This window comes from Pseudomonas sp. Q1 (assembly GCF_009935975.1).
Classification (GTDB): Bacteria; Pseudomonadota; Gammaproteobacteria; order Pseudomonadales; family Pseudomonadaceae; genus Aquipseudomonas; species Aquipseudomonas palleroniana.
On the sequence record NZ_QODI01000028.1, the window covers coordinates 1 to 17542 of the forward strand.

The 17542-nt window shown below is 61.1% G+C and carries 19 protein-coding genes; 13 read left to right on the forward strand and 6 right to left on the reverse strand.

All coding sequences use genetic code 11. The annotated features are described in order from the left end of the window. Positions 1-241: 241 nt before the first annotated feature. Both rhtA and DK870_RS28165 read left to right on the forward strand, forming a co-directional pair. Complete coding sequence (gene rhtA, locus DK870_RS28160) at positions 242-1129, forward strand: threonine/homoserine exporter RhtA (RefSeq protein ID WP_060756998.1); 888 nt, start codon at positions 242-244, stop codon at positions 1127-1129. Between the two features lie 165 nt (positions 1130-1294). Then, complete coding sequence (locus DK870_RS28165) at positions 1295-1576, forward strand: hypothetical protein (RefSeq protein ID WP_060756997.1); 282 nt, start codon at positions 1295-1297, stop codon at positions 1574-1576. A 58-nt stretch (positions 1577-1634) separates the two neighbouring features. Here the strand turns inward: DK870_RS28165 and DK870_RS28170 are convergent, their stop codons facing one another. From DK870_RS28170 to DK870_RS28180, 3 genes are all read right to left on the reverse strand, one after another. Then, the gene (locus DK870_RS28170; RefSeq protein ID WP_104995980.1) at positions 1635-3443 is read right to left on the reverse strand and encodes an aminopeptidase P family protein; all 1809 of its coding nucleotides are present in this window, start codon (positions 3441-3443) and stop codon (positions 1635-1637) included. A gap of 37 nt (positions 3444-3480) precedes the next feature. Continuing rightward, a complete protein-coding gene (locus tag DK870_RS28175) occupies positions 3481-4641 on the reverse strand; it encodes a cysteine desulfurase family protein (RefSeq protein ID WP_161550329.1) in 1161 nt (386 codons plus the stop codon). A 232-nt stretch (positions 4642-4873) separates the two neighbouring features. Continuing rightward, entirely contained in the window at positions 4874-5143 is a 270-nt protein-coding gene (locus tag DK870_RS28180; protein ID WP_060756994.1) for a hypothetical protein, read from the reverse strand. Between the two features lie 287 nt (positions 5144-5430). Between DK870_RS28180 and DK870_RS28185 the strand changes: the two genes are divergently transcribed. Together DK870_RS28185 and DK870_RS28190 are read left to right on the forward strand one after the other, a co-directional pair. Continuing rightward, positions 5431-6618 (forward strand): acyl-CoA dehydrogenase family protein, encoded by a 1188-nt coding sequence (locus DK870_RS28185; protein ID WP_060756993.1) that lies wholly within the window; start codon positions 5431-5433, stop codon positions 6616-6618. Between the two features lie 11 nt (positions 6619-6629). Continuing rightward, the gene (locus DK870_RS28190; protein ID WP_161550330.1) at positions 6630-7733 is read left to right on the forward strand and encodes a sigma-54-dependent Fis family transcriptional regulator; all 1104 of its coding nucleotides are present in this window, start codon (positions 6630-6632) and stop codon (positions 7731-7733) included. On the opposite strand, the gene DK870_RS28195 is transcribed toward DK870_RS28190, so the two are convergent. Then, positions 7722-8087 carry an antibiotic biosynthesis monooxygenase gene (locus DK870_RS28195; RefSeq protein ID WP_060756991.1) on the reverse strand — a complete coding sequence of 122 codons (366 nt, stop codon included), beginning with the start codon at positions 8085-8087 and terminating at the stop codon, positions 7722-7724. The two genes, DK870_RS28190 and DK870_RS28195, sit on opposite strands and share 12 nt — an antisense overlap. A gap of 100 nt (positions 8088-8187) precedes the next feature. On the opposite strand from DK870_RS28195, the gene soxR reads away from it, so the two are divergent. The 5 genes from soxR to DK870_RS28220 all read left to right on the forward strand — a co-directional run bounded on the left by soxR (position 8188) and on the right by DK870_RS28220 (position 12568). Then, entirely contained in the window at positions 8188-8631 is a 444-nt protein-coding gene (gene soxR / locus DK870_RS28200; RefSeq protein WP_060756990.1) for a redox-sensitive transcriptional activator SoxR, read from the forward strand. A gap of 128 nt (positions 8632-8759) precedes the next feature. After that, positions 8760-9221: a VOC family protein gene (locus DK870_RS28205; RefSeq protein WP_161550331.1), complete on the forward strand. Its 462-nt coding sequence runs from the start codon at positions 8760-8762 to the stop codon at positions 9219-9221. Positions 9222-9345: 124 nt separating this feature from the next. Further along, entirely contained in the window at positions 9346-10221 is an 876-nt protein-coding gene (locus tag DK870_RS28210; protein WP_161550332.1) for an alpha/beta fold hydrolase, read from the forward strand. A gap of 85 nt (positions 10222-10306) precedes the next feature. Further along, positions 10307-11611 carry a dicarboxylate/amino acid:cation symporter gene (locus DK870_RS28215; protein ID WP_090365848.1) on the forward strand — a complete coding sequence of 435 codons (1305 nt, stop codon included), beginning with the start codon at positions 10307-10309 and terminating at the stop codon, positions 11609-11611. Between the two features lie 42 nt (positions 11612-11653). Then, complete coding sequence (locus tag DK870_RS28220; RefSeq protein WP_218580671.1) at positions 11654-12568, forward strand: LysR substrate-binding domain-containing protein; 915 nt, start codon at positions 11654-11656, stop codon at positions 12566-12568. Positions 12569-12615: 47 nt separating this feature from the next. Here the strand turns inward: DK870_RS28220 and leuD are convergent, their stop codons facing one another. Next, a complete protein-coding gene (leuD, locus tag DK870_RS28225; RefSeq protein ID WP_060756985.1) occupies positions 12616-13230 on the reverse strand; it encodes a 3-isopropylmalate dehydratase small subunit in 615 nt (204 codons plus the stop codon). After that, a complete protein-coding gene (gene leuC, locus DK870_RS28230; RefSeq protein ID WP_161550334.1) occupies positions 13227-14645 on the reverse strand; it encodes a 3-isopropylmalate dehydratase large subunit in 1419 nt (472 codons plus the stop codon). Before leuC ends, leuD begins: the two co-directional genes overlap by 4 nt. A gap of 274 nt (positions 14646-14919) precedes the next feature. Between leuC and DK870_RS28235 the strand changes: the two genes are divergently transcribed. Genes DK870_RS28235 through DK870_RS28250 form a run of 4 tightly spaced genes read left to right on the forward strand, consistent with a single transcriptional unit; the run spans position 14920 to position 17532 of the window. Next, positions 14920-16119, forward strand: coding sequence for a PepSY domain-containing protein (locus DK870_RS28235; protein WP_161550335.1), 1200 nt, complete (start codon positions 14920-14922; stop codon positions 16117-16119). Continuing rightward, the gene (locus DK870_RS28240; protein WP_161550336.1) at positions 16119-16655 is read left to right on the forward strand and encodes a thiamine pyrophosphate-binding protein; all 537 of its coding nucleotides are present in this window, start codon (positions 16119-16121) and stop codon (positions 16653-16655) included. The genes DK870_RS28235 and DK870_RS28240 overlap by 1 nt, the downstream gene beginning before the upstream one ends. Next, positions 16652-16975 carry a hypothetical protein gene (locus DK870_RS28245; RefSeq protein WP_104995971.1) on the forward strand — a complete coding sequence of 108 codons (324 nt, stop codon included), beginning with the start codon at positions 16652-16654 and terminating at the stop codon, positions 16973-16975. The genes DK870_RS28240 and DK870_RS28245 overlap by 4 nt, the downstream gene beginning before the upstream one ends. Further along, positions 16972-17532, forward strand: coding sequence for a DUF6162 family protein (locus DK870_RS28250; RefSeq protein ID WP_161550337.1), 561 nt, complete (start codon positions 16972-16974; stop codon positions 17530-17532). Before DK870_RS28245 ends, DK870_RS28250 begins: the two co-directional genes overlap by 4 nt. Positions 17533-17542 lie beyond the last annotated feature (10 nt).

Genomic DNA, 17542 nt, shown 5'->3' on the forward strand with positions numbered 1-17542 from the left:
CGTAACTTCTTGTTTACCAAGGAGTTTTCAGTTTCGACTGCGCCGGAAGTGGGGCGAATTATAGACAGATATAATTCACCGTCAACACTTAATTTGAATTGACTATCAAATAGTTTGAAATCCCCATTTTCCTCTATATAAGTGAGAGCATCACGCAAAACTGAGCAATATATTGCCCAACGACAAACAGTTAAGCATCATAGCGCCTTCCGCCTACCGACCAAGACCCGGACGTACCCCAATGACCACCTCACACCGCAGCCTGGCCTCGACATTGTTTCCTGTCGGCCTGCTGTTGATCGCCATGGCTTCCATCCAGTCCGGTGCCTCCTTGGCAAAAAGCATGTTCCCTATCGTCGGCGCGCAAGGCACCACCACCCTGCGCTTGATTTTCGCCAGTGTGATCATGTTGCTTCTACTACGCCCATGGCGCGCCAAGCTGACGGCCAAGTCCCTGCGCACTGTCGTCATCTACGGGATGGCGTTGGGCGGCATGAACTTTCTCTTCTACATGTCCTTGCGCACGGTCCCGTTGGGTATTGCAGTGGCCCTGGAATTTACCGGACCACTCGCTGTCGCCATCTATGCATCCCGCCGAGCAGTGGACTTCCTATGGATCGGCCTTGCAATCACCGGCCTTCTCTTATTGATCCCAACGAATGAGGCCAGCAGCGGCATCGACCTGACCGGCGCAGCCTACGCACTCGGCGCCGGGATTTGCTGGGCGCTGTACATTCTGTTTGGCCAGAAAGCGGGTAACGACAATGGCGTCCAGACCGCAGCCCTCGGGGTCATGATTGCCGCATTGTTCGTCGCACCCATCGGCATTGTCCATGCAGGCACCGCGTTACTCACGCCAGCGTTGATTCCTGTCGCCATCGGTGTCGCCATTCTATCCACCGCTCTGCCCTACACCTTGGAAATGGTCGCGCTCACTCGCCTTCCCGCCCGCACCTTCGGCACTCTGATGAGCATCGAACCCGCTTTCGGTGCACTTTCAGGCCTGTTTTTCCTGCATGAACATCTGTCCCTGGCGCAATGGCTTGCAATCACCTGCATCATCCTGGCTTCCGTAGGCGCCACTTTGACAATGCGCAACGAAGCCAAACCTTTGGTGCCAGCCGATTGATCCGCATGAAAAGGTAGCTCTGGCAATTACCCCTCATTTAGGCCATGTTTAGCCAGCAAACAAATGTCACTTATGGAGAATTTCGACAAGGACAGCCTGAACGCTACAATCGAGAGCGAATAAAGCCTGCATCGAGCCTTTTGCGAAGCGGCTATAAGGATAGGAATGAAACGAATTTTGATACTGTTAATGATCGTGGGCATAGCTGGCTGTGCCGCGACCACCAAGACAGAAGTGAAACGGGGCAAAAAAGGGCTGCATATCAACTGTTCCGGCCTGTCCTCCTCCTGGGACCAGTGCTACACCAGTGCAACCAATTCATGCGGCGCCAAGGGCTATCGGATCATCGCAAAATCCGGTGACAACGCCGAGGAACCAGGAGATTACCCCTTCGGGATAAACCCGGCCGGTTATACCAGCCGTAGCATGATTGTGATCTGCAAGTAGCGCCGTTCGGCGACTAGAGTCGCCGACGCTTTAGTCCTGCACCCCGAGCTGCGACCGATCAAATCGCAGCTGTACGTACCCGCAACCACTCCAAAGCGGCACCACTGAGCAGCGGGCTCAAGCGATCACGCACCTCGGCGTGGTAAGCGTTGAACCACTCCCGCTCGTCCGCCGTCAGCAGCGACGGTATCAGGCAACGGGTGTCGATCGGGCATAAGGTCAGGGTTTCAAACTTGAGGAACTCACCAAACTCCGTCTTGCCCGCCTCACGGTTCAACACCAGATTCTCGATACGCACGCCCCAACGACCTGGGCGATAAGTGCCCGGCTCGATTGAAGTAATCATGCCTGGCTGCATCGCCGTTTGCGGTGCAGTGGCGGCCTGGTAGGCGATCACCTGCGGGCCTTCATGCACATTCAGGAAATACCCTACGCCATGACCTGTGCCGTGACCGTAGTCCACACCTTCGGCCCAGATCGGCGCACGTGCGATGGCGTCCAGCAGTGGCGACAGAATGCCCTTGGGGAAATGCGCCCGGGACAAGGCGATCACCCCCTTGAGCACACGCGTGCAATCGCGTTTCTGCTCGTCACTCGGCGTACCGATCGGCACCATCCGTGTGATGTCCGTGGTGCCACCCAGATACTGGCCGCCCGAATCGATCAGTAGCAGGCCGTCACCTTCAATCACCGCATGCTCTTCTTCGGTCGCGTGGTAATGGGGCATGGCACCGTTGGCGTTGAACGCCGCGATAGTGTTGAAACTCAGCGATACGTAATCGGGACGGCGGGTACGCGCGGCGGTCAGGTGTTCGTCAATGGTCAGTTCGGTAATGCGTTCGCGACCCAGTGCACTGTCCAGCCAGGCGAAGAATTCGCACAGTGCCGCACCATCCTGTTCCATGGCCCGGCGGATATGCTCCGCGTCGGCCAGGCTCTTGCGGGACTTGGCCAAGGTGGTCGGGTTCAGCCCCTCAACCAGCTTGACGCCGGCATCGAGGTTCTCCAGCAAACCGGCGGTCACGCGCGCCGGATCAATGTGCAGGCTTGCCCCCGCTGGCACGTCACGCAGTGCTTGTGCGACTTCGCTGTAGTCACGCAACGTCACGCCATCCTGCGCCAATACCGCGCGCAGTTCGTCATCCACTTTGTTCAGGGCCACAAACAATGTGGCCTGCGCCTGGCTGATCAAGGCAAAGGATACAAACACCGGGTTGAACGACACATCGCCGCCGCGCAGGTTGAACAACCAGGCGATGTCATCCAGGGTGGCGATGAAATGCCAGTCGGCGCCCTTCTCTTTCAAGCTGGCGCGAAGTGCCGCGAGTTTTTCGCCACGGCTGACGGTGGCTTGCGGCGGCAGGTGCGGGTAGACCGGCTGGTTCGGCAGTGCCGGACGGTCTTTCCAGACCTCGTTCAGAAGGTCGATGTCCGTACGCAGCCGCGCTCCACGTTCTGCCAGCTTGGCGCTCAGGGTACGCGCCGAGGCCACCGCCATGACCGCGCCATCCACCGCCACCACACCGCCTTCCGGGGTTTGCTCGGCCAGCCATTCCAATGGGCCGGGTTGGCCTGGCTGCAACTTCACCAGTTCAATGCCGCTGCCCTTGAGCTCCTTGGTCGCTTGCTCCCAATAACGGCTGTCGGCCCACACACCGGCAAAATCCGCCGTGACAATCAACGTTCCCACAGAGCCATGGAAACCGGACAACCATTGGCGTCCTTGCCAGTAACCCGGCAAGTATTCGGACAGGTGCGGGTCAGCCGACGGCACCAGCAAGGCATGAATGCCCTCGCGGCTCATCAGTTCGCGGGTATGCGCCAGGCGCTGGGGAACCGTTCCATGGGTCAAAGGCTGCGTACTCATTGTGTCTCCTGCTAACCACTCATAATTGTTATGTGAATCAAACGGCCCAAAACGCGGGTGCACTGGCCAGGGCTGCCTTGATCAGTTGCACGGCTGCATCGATATCCTGCTCGGTGGTGAACCGACCCAGGCTCAGGCGGATGGTACGTGCGGCGCTGCGAGCATCATGGCCCAGGGCCAGAAGCACGTGAGACGGCGCATTGCTGGCCGAATTGCAGGCCGAGGTCGCCGAAAAGGCAATGCCTGCGCTCAATGCGCTCGAGTTGAACTCCCCTTCAGCAAAGGTCAGGCTGAGTGTATGGGGTATGCGCTGCGTCGGGCTGCCATTGAGGCGCACGCCGGCAATCGGTTCCAATTGGTCGAGCAGACGCTGACGCAACGCGGCAATCATCGCTTTCTCTTCGACAAAGGACTGCGCAGCCAAGGCGAACGCCGCCCCCATCCCCGCAATCTGGTGGGTCGCCAGGGTGCCGGAGCGCAAGCCGCCCTCGTGACCACCGCCGTGAATCTGCGCCAACACTTTCTGCTGCGCACGCGGGCCGACATACAGCGCGCCGATGCCCTTGGGGCCGTACAGCTTGTGCGCGGAAAACGACATCAGGTCCACCGGCCATTCAGCCAGGTCGATGGCGACCTTGCCGGCCCCCTGCGCCGCATCCACATGCAACAGCGCGCCGTGTTCACGCACGCACGCGCCAATGGCAGGGATGTCGTTCAAGGTGCCCAGTTCATTGTTCACCAGCATCAGCGACACCAGGAAAGTGTCCTCGCGCAACGCTTCACTCACTGCATCGGCGCTGATCAAGCCTTCGGCGTCCGGCACCAGGTAGGTCACGGCCACCCCGGCTTCCTGCAACTGCCGTGCGGTGTCCAGCGTGGCCTTGTGCTCGATCTGGCTGGTGATGATATGCCCACCCGCCACGCCGCGTGCCTGGGCGACGCCCTTGATCGCGAGGTTGTTGGATTCGGTGGCGCCGGAAGTCCAGACGATCTGCTCAGGACCGGCACCGACCAGATCGGCCACTTGGCGACGCGCCTGTTCAACCGTTTGCCGGGCCGCCTGGCCGAACGCATGGGAACTGGACGCCGGGTTGCCGAAATTGGCATGGAAGCCCAGGCACTCGACCATCACCTGGATGACTCGCTCATCCACCGGCGTGGTGGCGGCGTAGTCGAAATACAACGGACGTTTATTCATGACGTTAAAGACTCGCAGAGCGTATTCCCGAGAACAACGTCTCAGGGGCATCGATGGGAACAGAGGTCGTCAGGTTTAACCGATCGTATGCCATTGAAAGAAGATCACTGTAGGCAAATGTGCGTAGGAACGCTCCTGAAATCCAGCTTAACAGGCGCAAGTGACGTCATGGAAAACAAAAAGCCCGAGATTCCTTGTGGGAACCTCGGGCTTTTCGCCATTGAGCGCGGGCTCAACTGGGACGACCTTGCAACGTCACGCTGCGCTCGGCGTTCATTTCGCCCTGGCGATCAAAGCCAAAGGGCTTCTGTGGCTGGGCAGTCAGCGCGGCCCGTTGCTGTTGATATTCGTCAAACGACAGGCCGCGACGGCTCAGTGCTTCCAAGGCCAATTCCTTGGTTTCTTCGGCGGTGTAGGGGCGTAGTTCGGGCGAAGGGTGGGTTGCGCATCCGGCGAGCACGGAGCTGACGATCAACAAGCAAACAGCGAGAAAACGGTTCATGGCGAAGGTCCTGGGAAGAGGTTTCAAGTCGATGAACACAGGCTACTCCCGCCCTCGCACGGTTAAAAATCACCGCCCTTGATAGTCGCTATCAGCTATTCAGACACCTTCGATAGCCACCACCAAATATTCTATTTAGATCTATAAATATGGAAATACGTTCATTTACGGAATAACCAAGACCTTTTATAAAGGGCTCCCGGCTTCACCACACTGTTCGCCACGCAACTGTTGCCCAAACAACAGCCGTTTAACGAAACCCCCAGTTTCATTTTGAGGAATACCGTGTGACAGCCAACTCCCAAAGTGTCCTGCCCTCCCCCTTGCAGACCGCACAGTTGCTGGCCGCCGAATTCGCCCTTACCGCCGTTGAGCGTGACGAACGCGGTGGCACGCCCAAGACCGAACGTGACGCTTTGCGTCAGAGCGGCTTGCTGGCGCTAAGCATTCCCACCCAGTACGGTGGCCTCGGCGCGCGCTGGAGTGAAACCCTGGAGGTCGTACGCGAATTCGCCAAGGTCGACAGTTCCATCGCCCATGTCTTCGGCTTTCATCATCTAATGCTCGCCACCGTGCGCCTGTTTGCCCGACCCGAGCAATGGCAACCCTGGTTCGAACAGACCGCGCGCAAAAGCTGGTTCTGGGGCAATGCCCTCAACCCCCTGGACACCCGCACGCTGGTCAAGAATTTCGGCGGCTGGCGCGAATTCTCCGGTAAGAAAAGTTTCTGCTCCGGCGCCAGCGACTCCGAAATGCTGATTGCCTCGGCGGTGGATGAAAGCGCCGGAGGCAAGCTGCTGATTGCCGCCATCCCCAGCGGACGCAGCGGCATCACTTTGCATAATGACTGGAACAATATCGGCCAGCGCCAAACCGACAGCGGCAGCGTGAGCTTCGAGCGGGTGCGCGTCGAAGAGTCGGAGCTGCTGCTCGACCCTGGGCCACTGAGCACACCCTTTGCCTGCCTGCGCCCGTTGATCGCCCAGCTGACCTTCACCCATATGTTCCTGGGCATTGCCGAAGGTGCCTTTGCAGAAGCCCGTCATTACACCCTCACCGAAACCCGCTCGTGGCATAAATCCACGGCCGACGACGTGCGCCAGGATCCTTACGTGCTGCATCACTACGGCGACTTCTGGGTGGCCCTGGAAGGTATACGCCTGCTGGTGGAGCGCGCTGCCGGGTTGCTCGACCAAGCCTGGGCCAAGGGGCCCCATCTGAGCGAACACGAGCGCGGGCAATTGGCGATTGCGATTGCCACCGCCAAGGTCGCCGCCACTCGCCAGGGCCTGGACCTGTGCAGCCGCCTGTTCGAAGTCACCGGCGCGCGGTCAACCCACGCCTCGCTGCGCCTGGACCGCCACTGGCGCAACCTGCGCACACAATCCCTGCACGACCCGGTGGACTACAAGCTCCACGAACTGGGGGACTGGGCATTGAATCAGTCCCTGCCGATTCCGACGTTCTATTCCTGAGAGAGGTGCCCATGCAGCTTCTGACCCTACCGCCCTCACCCGCCCTCGCGACCTCGATCCGCGCCACGGCCCAGGTCTTCGAAGACCCCAAATCCCAGGCGCTGCTCGATCACATCAGGCAAGTGGCTCCCAGTGAAGCCAGCGTATTGATCATCGGCGAGACCGGCACCGGTAAAGAGCTGGTGGCGCGGCATATCCATAACCTCAGTGCACGGCGCAACCGGCCGTTCGTGGCGGTCAATTGCGGGGCGTTCTCCGAATCCCTGGTGGAAGCCGAACTGTTCGGCCATGAAAAAGGCGCGTTTACCGGCGCCCTCAGCGCCAAGGCCGGCTGGTTCGAAGAGGCCGATGGCGGCACCTTGTTCCTCGATGAAATCGGCGACTTGCCCATGGCGATCCAGGTCAAGCTGTTGCGCGTCCTGCAAGAACGCGAAGTCGTGCGCCTGGGCTCGCGCAAGAGCATTCCAATTGATGTGCGCGTGCTCGACGCGACCAATGTGCAACTGGAAAAGGCCATCAATGCCGGGCATTTCCGCGAAGACCTGTACTACCGTCTCGATGTGGTCAGCCTGGAACTCAGCCCGTTGCGCGAGCGCCCCGGCGATATCCTGGCGCTGACCCGGCATTTCATCGAAACCTACAGCCAGCGCCTGGGCTACGGCCCGATCACCATCAGCCGCGAGGCCGAGCACAAACTCAAGAGCTACAGCTGGCCGGGCAATATTCGCGAACTGGAAAACGTCATACACCACACGCTGTTGATCTGCCGTAACGGCGTGATCGAACGTGACGATTTGCGCCTGTCGAACCTGCGCATCGAGCGCCAGGACGATAGCCAGCAGGCCACCGACAACAGTGCCCAGGCGCTATTGGAGCGCGCCTTCCAAAAACTCTTCGAGGAACAGGCCGGCGCACTGCATGAAAAGGTCGAAGACGCACTGCTGCGCGCCGCCTACCGTTTCAGCCATTACAACCAGGTGCACACCGCCAATCTGCTGGGCCTGAGCCGCAATGTCACGCGCACACGCCTGATCAAGATCGGCGAACTGGCAGTGAACAAACGCCGCCCGGGGGAAACCGTGCAGGGCGAGCGGATGCTGCATTTATCCATTTAAACGGCAGTGCAGAGCGTTGTCATGGCTGCGCTCGAAGCTGCGCAGCACCTGAAACGAACCGAAGGTCACCGCCGTGGCCTGATGGGCGCGGATCAACGTCCAGAAATCTTCTTCGCCGTGCTCGAAGCATTTGAACGCCGCCTCGCCATCCTCACGCGAGCGCCATTGCAGGTAATTGAGTACTCGCCGGCCATCGTCGCTGACTTGCACACTCGCATTGATAAAGCCGGCATGGCGCTGGGCCAGACGCTCGCTCTGGGTAGACAAGGCCGCCACCAAGGCAAATTGTTGCTGGGGCTCGATCTGGAACTCGATCAACTGAGTGAAGCTGCGATTTTTCTCTGATACCTGCATGAACACTCCCCTTCCTTTGTAAGCAGAATCTTGCGACTCGATGCCGTGCAGGGTAAAACCTCTAGTTAAGTCAAGGTCAAGCGCGAATTCGGAGATTTTCATGCTCAACAAGGAACTCACCGTCGGCCAGTTGGCCGCCCGCAGTGGCGTGGCCGTCACGGCCTTGCACTTCTACGAGAGCAAGGGGCTGATCAAGAGCAACCGCAATGCCGGTAACCAACGGCGCTACCCCCGGGATGTGCTGCGGCGGGTGGTGGTGATCAAGATCGCCCAACGCCTGGGCATTCCGCTGGCGACGATTGGCCAAGCCCTGCAAACCCTGCCCGATGGCCGCACGCCCACGGCGCAGGATTGGCAACGCTTATCGGCGCTGTGGCGGGAAGACCTGGATGAGCGCATCAACAAGCTGACGTTGCTGCGGGACAAACTCAGCGGCTGTATCGGCTGCGGGTGTCTGTCGCTGGAGGCATGCCCGCTGCGTAATCAGGGCGACAAGCTCGGTGAATGCGGCCCAGGCGCCCAATTGCTGGAGCCTAGCCCTTAGCCGGGAGCGTGTAATCGCCCGCTCACACTCGCCAGTCCCGCATCTCGTCGGTTGCTCGCAGGCCACGGTCGGCGTGGCCTATAGTGAAAAAGTCGTACCTCCCTGCCTCCCCACCAAAGGAGAACGAAATGAGCGTTAAACCGATTCCCGAGGGTTTCCACAGCCTCACGCCCTACTTGGGCGTCGAACAAGCCGCCGAAGCCATTGAGTTTTACAAGAAGGCATTCAACGCCACCCAAGTCATGCGCCTGGATATGCCCGATGGCAGAGTGGGCCATGCTGAACTGCGCATAGGCGACTCGCCCATCATGCTTGGCTCGCCTTGCGATGAAAGTCCGTTCGGCAGCCCTCGCGACGGCCACACCAGCGTCGGCCTGCATTTATATGTGGCCGATGTCGACGCGCAGTACCAACAAGCCATCGCCGCGGGTGGTATTGCCGTCTCCGACCCCAAAGACCAGTTTTATGGCGACCGTACCGGCACGCTGAGAGACCCGTTCGGGCATGTCTGGTTTCTGGCCACCCACAAAGAAGACCTGACCGAAGCGCAGATCCGCCAACGCGCAATAGAGATGTTCCAGCAAGGCTGAGCCTGCAGGAGCGAGCGTGCTCGCTCCTGCATCACACTTCATGAACACCCCCTCCACGCTTTCCTCCTTGCCCCGAGCGCCGTGTGATTCCAGGATGCAGGCAATCATCACAAGGAGTCATTCCATGTTCGCCGGATTCCAAAAAGACCAGTGCCACGTCAACGGCGTCAGCATCAGTTACCGCAAAGGCGGTAGCGGTCCCGGCCTGCTCCTGCTGCACGGGCACCCGCAAACCCACGTCATCTGGCACAAAGTCGCCGAACAACTGGCCGCGCACTTCACCGTAGTGGCCGCCGACCTGCGCGGTTATGGTGACAGCAGCAAACCGCCGGCCAATGCGCTGCACACGAACTATTCGAAACGGGAAATGGCCCGGGACAGCGTCGAGCTGATGCGGGCCCTGGGCTTCGACGCCTTTTCGGTACTGGCCCACGACCGTGGCGCCCGCGTCGCCCATCGCCTGGCACTGGACCATCCCCGGAGCGTGCAGCGCATGGTGCTGCTGGATATCGCGCCGACCCTGTCGATGTACGCACAAACCGATGAAGCCTTTGCTCGTGCCTACTGGCACTGGTTCTTCCTGATCCGCCCGGCGCCGCTGCCCGAGGCGCTGATCGAGAGCAACCCCGAACTGTACCTGCGCAGTGTGATGGGCAGCCGTAGCGCCGGCCTCAAACCCTTCACCGATGCAGCCTTCGCCGAATACCTGCGCTGCCTGAGCCTGCCAGGCAGCGCCACCGGTATCTGCGAGGACTACCGCGCCTCTGCCGGTATCGACCTTGCGAACGACCAGGCCGACATCGACGCCGGCAACCAGCTGAACCTGCCGTTGCTGGTGCTGTGGGGCGCCGAAGGCACGGTCGGCCGCTGTTTCGAGCCACTCAAGGAATGGCAGCAAGTCGCCACCGATGTGCGCGGCAAGGCGCTGCCGGCCGGCCATTACCTTGCCGAGGAAGTGCCTGAATTGTTACTGGACGAAGTCCTGACCTTCCTTCGCTGAAGCCCTGATCCGCTTCCCCGCGCCGGCGCGCAAACGCCGGCGACGGGGTCTGCTTGCCTCAAAAAAGACCCGCGAGATAACAACAATGACAATCAGAAAACTGCTGGGAACCCTATATGTGCAGGTGCTCATCGCCATCGCGCTGGGCGTGCTGATCGGCCATGTACGGCCGCAGATCGGTATCGACCTCAAGCCGCTGGGCGACGGGTTTATCAAGCTGATCAAGATGATCATCGGCCCGATCATCTTCTGCACCGTGGTCAGTGGCATCACTAGCATGCACGACGTGAAGCAAGTGGGCCGGGTCGGTGGCAAGGCGTTGCTGTACTTCGAGCTCGTGTCCACCGTCGCCCTGTTGATCGGTATCCTGGCCGCGCACCTGTTGCACCCAGGCGAGGGCTTCAACATTGATGTCAAAACCCTCGACAGCTCGGCGATCGCAGGGTTTGTCGGCCAGGCCGAACATGGCGAAGGCATCACCGGCTTTCTGCTGCAGGTGATCCCCACGACGTTCTTCGACGCGTTCTCCAAAGGGGAAATCCTGCCCGTGCTGTTCGTTTCGGTGCTGTTCGGCATCGGCCTGGTGATGGTCGGCGAAAAGGCCCGGCCCCTGGTTGGCGTGATCAATCAGGCCAGCGAAGTGTTTTTCCGCATCGTGGGGATCATCAGCCGCGTCGCTCCTATCGGTGCCTTCGGCGCGATTGCCTTTACCATCGGCAAATACGGTGTGGGTTCGCTGCTGCCGCTGCTGAAGCTGGTGGGCACGTTCTATGTCACCGCGTTTTTCTTCGTGGCCGTGGTGCTGGGCAGCATCGCCCGCTATGCCGGGTTCAGCATTTTCAAACTGTTGGGCTATATCAAGTCGGAATTGCTGATCGTGCTGGGGACCAGCTCTTCGGAGTCGGCATTGCCGCAACTGATCCAAAAGCTCGAAAGCCTGGGCGCGTCCAAGGGCGTGGTGGGTATCGTGGTGCCGACCGGCTATACCTTCAACCTGGACGGTACCAACATCTATATGACCCTGGCCGTGCTGTTTCTGGCGCAGGCCACCAACATTCACCTGCCGCTGGAACAACAGTTGACCCTGCTCGCGGTCGCCATGCTGACGTCCAAGGGCGCAGGTGCGGTGGTGGGCGCAGGCTTTGTGGCACTGGCGGCAAGCCTGGCGGTGGTGCCGACCGTCCCCGTGGCGGCGATGGTGCTGATCCTCGGCGTCGACCGCTTCATGGCCGAATGCCGTTCGCTGACCAATATCATCGGCAACGCAGTCGCCGCCTTGGTGGTGGCGGCCTGGGAAGGTGAGCTGGATCGCGAGAAGATGGCGCCGATTGCCCTCAAGCAGGGTCGCCATGCGCGAGCTGTGGCACAGGCAAAAATCTCCGCTGAGTAAGCGGTGCTATTCTGGCGGCTCATGCCGCCAGGTCTGTTTCTGATGACTCATAAGAAAGATACCGTGCCCCTACCCGAAGACCTGCGGGTGTTCCTGACCGTGATCCGCAAGGCCGGCTTTGCCGCCGCCGCCGATGAGCTGGGGTTGTCGCCGGCGTATGTCAGCAAGCGCATCCAGATCCTCGAGACCACCCTCGCCACCCGCCTGCTGCACCGCACCAGCCGACGCATCGCGCTGACCGAGGACGGTGAGCGGGTGCAACGCTGGGCCGTGCGTATTCTCGAAGACTTCCAGAAACTGTCCGACGAGCTTTCGGACGCCCATGACAGCCCCAGAGGCCACCTGCACTTGTGCAGCAGTTTCGGCTTTGGTCGCAACCATGTGGCCCCCGCCCTGTCGTTGCTGGCCGAGCAATACCCTGACCTGGAGGTGCGCCTGGACGTGTTCGACCGCGTGGTGGATATCGTCAGCGAAGGCTTCGACCTGGAGATCCGTGTCGGCGATGACATTCCCGGCCAGCACATCGGCCGGCGGCTGGTCAGCAACCGCCGCATACTTTGCGCCGCACCCGCGTACTTGAAACGCCGAGGTACGCCGCAACACTTGAGTGAGCTGGAGCAACACGACTGCCTGGTCCTCAAGGAACGCGACAACCCGTTCGGTCTCTGGAACCTGGAGCGCGACGGCAGCCAGGAAAGCGTGCGCGTACGCGGGCCGCTGTCCTCCAACAACGGCGAAATCGTGATGCAGTGGGCATTGGATGGTCGCGGGGTGCTGCTGCGCTCGATGTGGGATGTGAAGCCGTTGCTGGAGCAAGGCAAGCTGGTGCAGGTGCTGCACGGCTACACCCAAAGCGCCAACGTGTGGGCGGTGTACCCGACACGGTTGGCGCACTCCGGAAAGCTAAGGGCATGCGTGGAGTTTTTACAGGAGCATTTCAAAGGGCTGTCTATTTAGCCCTACTCCAGCCCTGTAAACCCTTCCACCACTTGAACTGCGACCGGTCAGCTGAGCCAGGGGTTGGCCGCGAGGTGCCGACGTTCGAACGCCTGGATCTCATCACTGCGTTGCAACGTACTGCCGATTGCATCCAGCCCTAGTAGCAGCGCGTTCTTGCGCAGGGTGTCGATCTGGAACGGGATCACCTGGCCGTCCGCCAGGCCGATCTGTTGGGTCTGCAGGTTGATGCTGATCTGCGTCTGGTCGGGCTGGCTGACGGTTTGCCCGAGCTTGTGCAGTACCGCGTCCTCCAGGGTAATCAGCAACACCCCGTTGCGTTGGCAGTTGTCATAGAAAATCCCGGCAAAGCTGCTGCCGATGAGCGCACGAATGCCCATCTGCTTGAGGCCCCATACGGCGTGCTCACGGCTGGAGCCACAACCGAAGTTCGGCCCTACGACCATGAAACTCGCACCCTGCCAGGCCGGTTGGTTGAGCACAAACGCGGGGTTGGGTTCGCCGGACGCCAGAAAGCGCAAATCGAAAAACAGCCCACGGTCCAGGCCGCTGCGGTCAATGCCCTTGAGAAACTGCTTGGGCATGATCACATCCGTGTCGATATTGGCCGCCAGCATGGGCGCGGCCTTGCCGGTAACCAAGGTAAAGGGTTGCAGGCTCATAGGCGGTCTCCAAAGTCACGTATATCGGTAAGGCGGCCGGTGATCGCGGCGGCGACGACCATCGCCGGGCTCATCAGATGGGTGCGTGCACCGGCTCCCTGGCGGCCTTCGAAATTGCGGTTGGTGCTGGAGGCGCAGCGGTCGCCGGGGGCCAGCACATCGTCATTCATGGCCAGGCACATTGAGCAGCCCGACTGACGCCACTCGAAACCTGCCGCGATAAAGATCGCCGCCAGCCCTTCGGCCTCGGCCTGGTCGCGGACCTCGGTGGAACCGGGCACGATCATCGCCCGCACGTGCGCGGCCACCTGTTTGCCGCGCACCACGCTGGCAGCGTCGCGCAGGTCTTCAATACGGGCGTTGGTGCAGGAGCCGATAAACGCATGGCTGATCACGATATCGCTCAACGGCATACCGGCTTGCAGGCCCATGTAATTGAGGGCGCGGCGCATGTCCTGGCGCAGGATCGGGTCGTCGACGTCTTGCGGGTCGGGTACGCGCGCACCGATGGGCGCGGCCTGGTCGGGGCTGGTGCCCCAGGTGACCATGGGTTCCAGCGCGCCGGCATCCAAGTGCACTTCCTGATCGAACACCGCGTCGGCGTCCGAATGCAGTTGGCGCCAGCTCAGCAGGGCCTGCTCCCATAATTCGCCCTTCGGCGCGCGAGGCTTGTCTTTGAGATAGGCGAAGACTTTTTCATCCGGCGCCATGAACGCGCCACGCGCCCCCGCCTCCACTGCCATGTTGCAGATAGTCATGCGCGCTTCGACGCTCAATGCATCAATCGTGGAGCCGCGAAACTCGATGGCATAACCGGTGGCGCCGGATGCGCCGATCTGGCCGATCAGCGCCATGATCACGTCCTTGGAAGTCAGGCCGCTGGCTAACGCACCATCGACGGTGACGCGCAGGCTTTTCAGGCGTTTGTAAACCAGCGTCTGCGAGGCCAGCAGGTGCTCGATTTCCGAGGTGCCGATCCCGAAGCCGAACGCGCCCAGCGCGCCATAGGTGGTGGTGTGGCTGTCGCCGGCGGCAATCACCATGCCCGGCAGGATGAAGCCCTGCTCCGGCGCGATGACGTGTTCGATACCCTGGCGCTTGTCGAGGATATCCAGCAACTCGATGCCGAAGTCCCGGCAGTTTTGCGCCAGGTAAGAGACTTGCCGGGCGCCGCCCGCATCCGGCATCGCCGCGATGCGCTGGGGCGTGGTCGGGTTCACATGGTCGACCACTGCCAGTGCCGTGCCTGGGCGCCATACGTTGCGCCCGGCCTCGCGCAAGCCGCTGAACGCCTGGGGGCTGGTGTATTCGTTGATCACCTGGCGGTCGATATACAGCAGGACATGGCCCTGATCATCCAGGGCGCACACGGTATGGGCATCGATGTGTTTGTCGTAGAGGGTTCTGGCAGTCATTTTTCCTGGGGCTCACTCAACGGTGTGCGCCCATCCTACGCAGCGCCCTGGCGCCATCAATGGCAGCCGGGTGATAGCAGGGAACATGTTTCGTGTTCGATTCGGCCTTGAAATACACAAGCGATTTGAACCAGAAACATTTTCTTTCATTTTCCGCTTAGGGATTTCCCACTCTCATTCGTCTTAACTTAGATACAGCCCGTCGCGTCAGCAAAAGCTACGACCGGCCTTTTCCGGGCCTCCATCGCCCGCTCCGATCAAGACCCGCATTCACATGTCGAAGAAGTCGCGCTCAAAACTCTGGTTTCTCGTCCACAGCTGGCTGGCATTGCCCATCTGGTTCTTTGTACTGATCGTCTGCGTCACCGGCACCCTGGCAGTGGTCAGCCAGGAAATCGTCTGGCTGGCCAACCCGGATATCCGTGCGAGCAAACCGTCAGAGGATGCACCACTGCTGAGCTTCGACCAGGTGATCGCCGCGATCAAACAGGCCGCCCCCCAAGTCATCGTGCAATCGATCATCCGCCCGGATGAATCGCACTTCGCCCTGAGCGTCAATCTCACCTACCCCGATGGGCGCTCGGTAGAGGCCTACGTCAACCCGTACTCCGGGGTGATCCAGGGCATCAGCCCGGCGTTCGACTTCAAGCAGTTCACCCGTGCCCTGCACGGCTGGTGGCTGGTGCCGTTCACCAACGGTTACAGCTGGGGCTGGTACCTGGTATCGCTGCTCGGCCTGCCGTTACTGGCCTCGCTGATCACCGGGCTGGTGGTGTACAAGCGTTTCTGGAAGGGCTTTTTCAGGCCGACCCTGCGCATCCGCCACGGCGCCCGGATCTTCTGGGGCGATTTCCACCGCCTGAGCGGGATCTGGTCGATCTGGTTCATCGCGGTCATTTCCATCACCGGCACCTGGTTCCTGATCCAGGCGATCCTGGGCGACAACCAGATTTCCATCTCCAGCGAACCCATCGTGCCGGTGATCGCCCGGGAGAAAGTGCCGCTGTCGGCCCCCGGCGTGCCGGCACCGAGGATCGCCCTGGACGACGCGATCAAGATTGCCGGCGAACGCATCCCGGGACTGGACGCCACCTTCGTGTTCCTGCCGGGCAACGCCTACAGCCATCTGCAGATCGGCGGGCGCGGCTGGTACCCGTTGATGTTCCAGACCGCGCAACTGAACCCGTACAACGGTGAAATCGGCGTCTCGCACCTGCTGTCCGACCGTACCCCGCTGGAGTTCGTCACCGAGTCCATGCGCCCGCTGCACACCGGCGACTTCGGCGGCCTGTGGATCAAACTGATCTGGGCGTTCTTCGGCCTGGTGCTGAGCATGATGGTCTTGAGCGGCCTGCTGATCTGGACCAAACGCACCGCCCTGGCCACGCTCCATGCACTCAAGCGCGAAGCCAAGGCCCCACGGCAATCGGCGCCTATCCCGGTGCTGCAAGCTGAAACCACGGAGGGTCACTGATGAGCAAAGTCGTCGCGGCTGCCCCTTCGCCACTGCGGGCCTTCTGGCTGAAGTGGCGCTTCTATCTCAATGTGCTGCTGATCCTGATACCGCTGGGGTTCATGCCTCGCTATTTTTCCGAGGCGGCCCTGTTTCGTGGAGACGCCGGTATCGGCGAGCGAGTGGCCGGGGAAGTGCAGGTCGGCCCCTGGAGCCTGACCCTCGCCGAATTTCGCAACGAAGGCCCACGCCCGGACCCGGCCGGCCCGATGAAATTCTTCAACGCAGCCCTGTGCGCCACGTGCACCGAACAGGTCAAGGCCACCTACTTGCGCATCGGCAAACCGCGCAGCCTCCGGGCCGCCGGGGTGATCTTCTTCGGTACGCCGTACCGCATGGGCGCGCTGTTGCCGGTGCCGGAACGCACGCCCGTCGATGCCGAGCTGTGGGTCACCATGGAAGGCTGGGACGGCAGCATGCACCAGGGTTCCATCCCGCTGAGCCAGGCCTCGCCTGCCACCATTGCCTGGCTGAACAAGCAAGGAGTCAAACCATGATGTTGAGGCGCTTATCCCGCGCAGTGCTATTGCTTTGCGCCGGTTTCAGTAGTGTGGCGCTGGCCCACAACCCGATGTGCGAATGCAAGGAAATCCCCGGCGAGCAGATCCAGTGCACGGGTGGTTTTTCCGACGGCAGCGGCGCGCCGGGCGTAACCCTGGATGTGATCGGCTACGACGAAACCATCCTGCTGCCCGGCAAGCTCGGCCAGGACTCGACCCTGACCTTCAAGAAGCCTTCCGCCGAATTCTACGTGCTGTTTGACGCCGGCCCCGGCCATGTCGTCGAAATCGACCAAGCGGACATCCAGCCACAATGAGTACCACACAGGTTGTACGCCCCGCCGGGGCCGGCCACGAAACCCTCTACGTGTTGCTGCTGTGCCTGATCATCCTGGCAGTGGCCGGCAGCGTGGTGTCCCTGCATGGCCAGACCCAGGAGGTAGCCGCGGTGCCCAGCCATCAGTTGGATGCCCGTCGTGACCTGAGCCCCGCCGAACAAGGCATCTACGCCGACCTGCGGGTCACCCTTGATGAAATCCAGCTGCTGCAACAAGAGCAGAACGCCCTGCCGACGCCCGAACAACTGGCCGAAGAAGGTTTTGTGCCGTTTGCCCAGGATGCCAGCTCGGTCAGCCGGGGCGGCCATCGCTGGCAATTGCTTGAGCCGGCCGCCTACCTGGGCTTGAGCCAGGTGCCCGGCACCAGCGGCTCATTGCTGATGCGTGTGCACGGTTCCGAACCGGATGTGTGGATCAACCGCCGAGCCGATCTCGCCGCCCCTTCCGACCTCACCGACCCGGCCCTGATTGCCGCCGGTTGGCAGCAGGTGGTCACGCAATTCGATGCCGGCGTGACCCGCCAGCACCGTCACTGAACGAGAAGAC

Coding starts and splice junctions, on each gene's coding strand:
- DK870_RS28220 (WP_218580671.1), top strand. CDS start 11,654: ATGACTCATAAGAAAGATACCGTGCCCCTACCCGAAGACCTGCGGGTG.
- DK870_RS28180 (WP_060756994.1), bottom strand. CDS start 5,143: ATGAACCGTTTTCTCGCTGTTTGCTTGTTGATCGTCAGCTCCGTGCTC.
- DK870_RS28190 (WP_161550330.1), top strand. CDS start 6,630: ATGCAGCTTCTGACCCTACCGCCCTCACCCGCCCTCGCGACCTCGATC.
- DK870_RS28245 (WP_104995971.1), top strand. CDS start 16,652: ATGATGTTGAGGCGCTTATCCCGCGCAGTGCTATTGCTTTGCGCCGGT.
- DK870_RS28170 (WP_104995980.1), bottom strand. CDS start 3,443: ATGAGTACGCAGCCTTTGACCCATGGAACGGTTCCCCAGCGCCTGGCG.
- DK870_RS28215 (WP_090365848.1), top strand. CDS start 10,307: ATGACAATCAGAAAACTGCTGGGAACCCTATATGTGCAGGTGCTCATC.
- DK870_RS28205 (WP_161550331.1), top strand. CDS start 8,760: ATGAGCGTTAAACCGATTCCCGAGGGTTTCCACAGCCTCACGCCCTAC.
- DK870_RS28165 (WP_060756997.1), top strand. CDS start 1,295: ATGAAACGAATTTTGATACTGTTAATGATCGTGGGCATAGCTGGCTGT.
- leuC (WP_161550334.1), bottom strand. CDS start 14,645: ATGACTGCCAGAACCCTCTACGACAAACACATCGATGCCCATACCGTG.
- DK870_RS28210 (WP_161550332.1), top strand. CDS start 9,346: ATGTTCGCCGGATTCCAAAAAGACCAGTGCCACGTCAACGGCGTCAGC.
- DK870_RS28175 (WP_161550329.1), bottom strand. CDS start 4,641: ATGAATAAACGTCCGTTGTATTTCGACTACGCCGCCACCACGCCGGTG.
- DK870_RS28235 (WP_161550335.1), top strand. CDS start 14,920: ATGTCGAAGAAGTCGCGCTCAAAACTCTGGTTTCTCGTCCACAGCTGG.
- soxR (WP_060756990.1), top strand. CDS start 8,188: ATGCTCAACAAGGAACTCACCGTCGGCCAGTTGGCCGCCCGCAGTGGC.
- DK870_RS28250 (WP_161550337.1), top strand. CDS start 16,972: ATGAGTACCACACAGGTTGTACGCCCCGCCGGGGCCGGCCACGAAACC.
- DK870_RS28240 (WP_161550336.1), top strand. CDS start 16,119: ATGAGCAAAGTCGTCGCGGCTGCCCCTTCGCCACTGCGGGCCTTCTGG.
- rhtA (WP_060756998.1), top strand. CDS start 242: ATGACCACCTCACACCGCAGCCTGGCCTCGACATTGTTTCCTGTCGGC.
- leuD (WP_060756985.1), bottom strand. CDS start 13,230: ATGAGCCTGCAACCCTTTACCTTGGTTACCGGCAAGGCCGCGCCCATG.
- DK870_RS28195 (WP_060756991.1), bottom strand. CDS start 8,087: ATGCAGGTATCAGAGAAAAATCGCAGCTTCACTCAGTTGATCGAGTTC.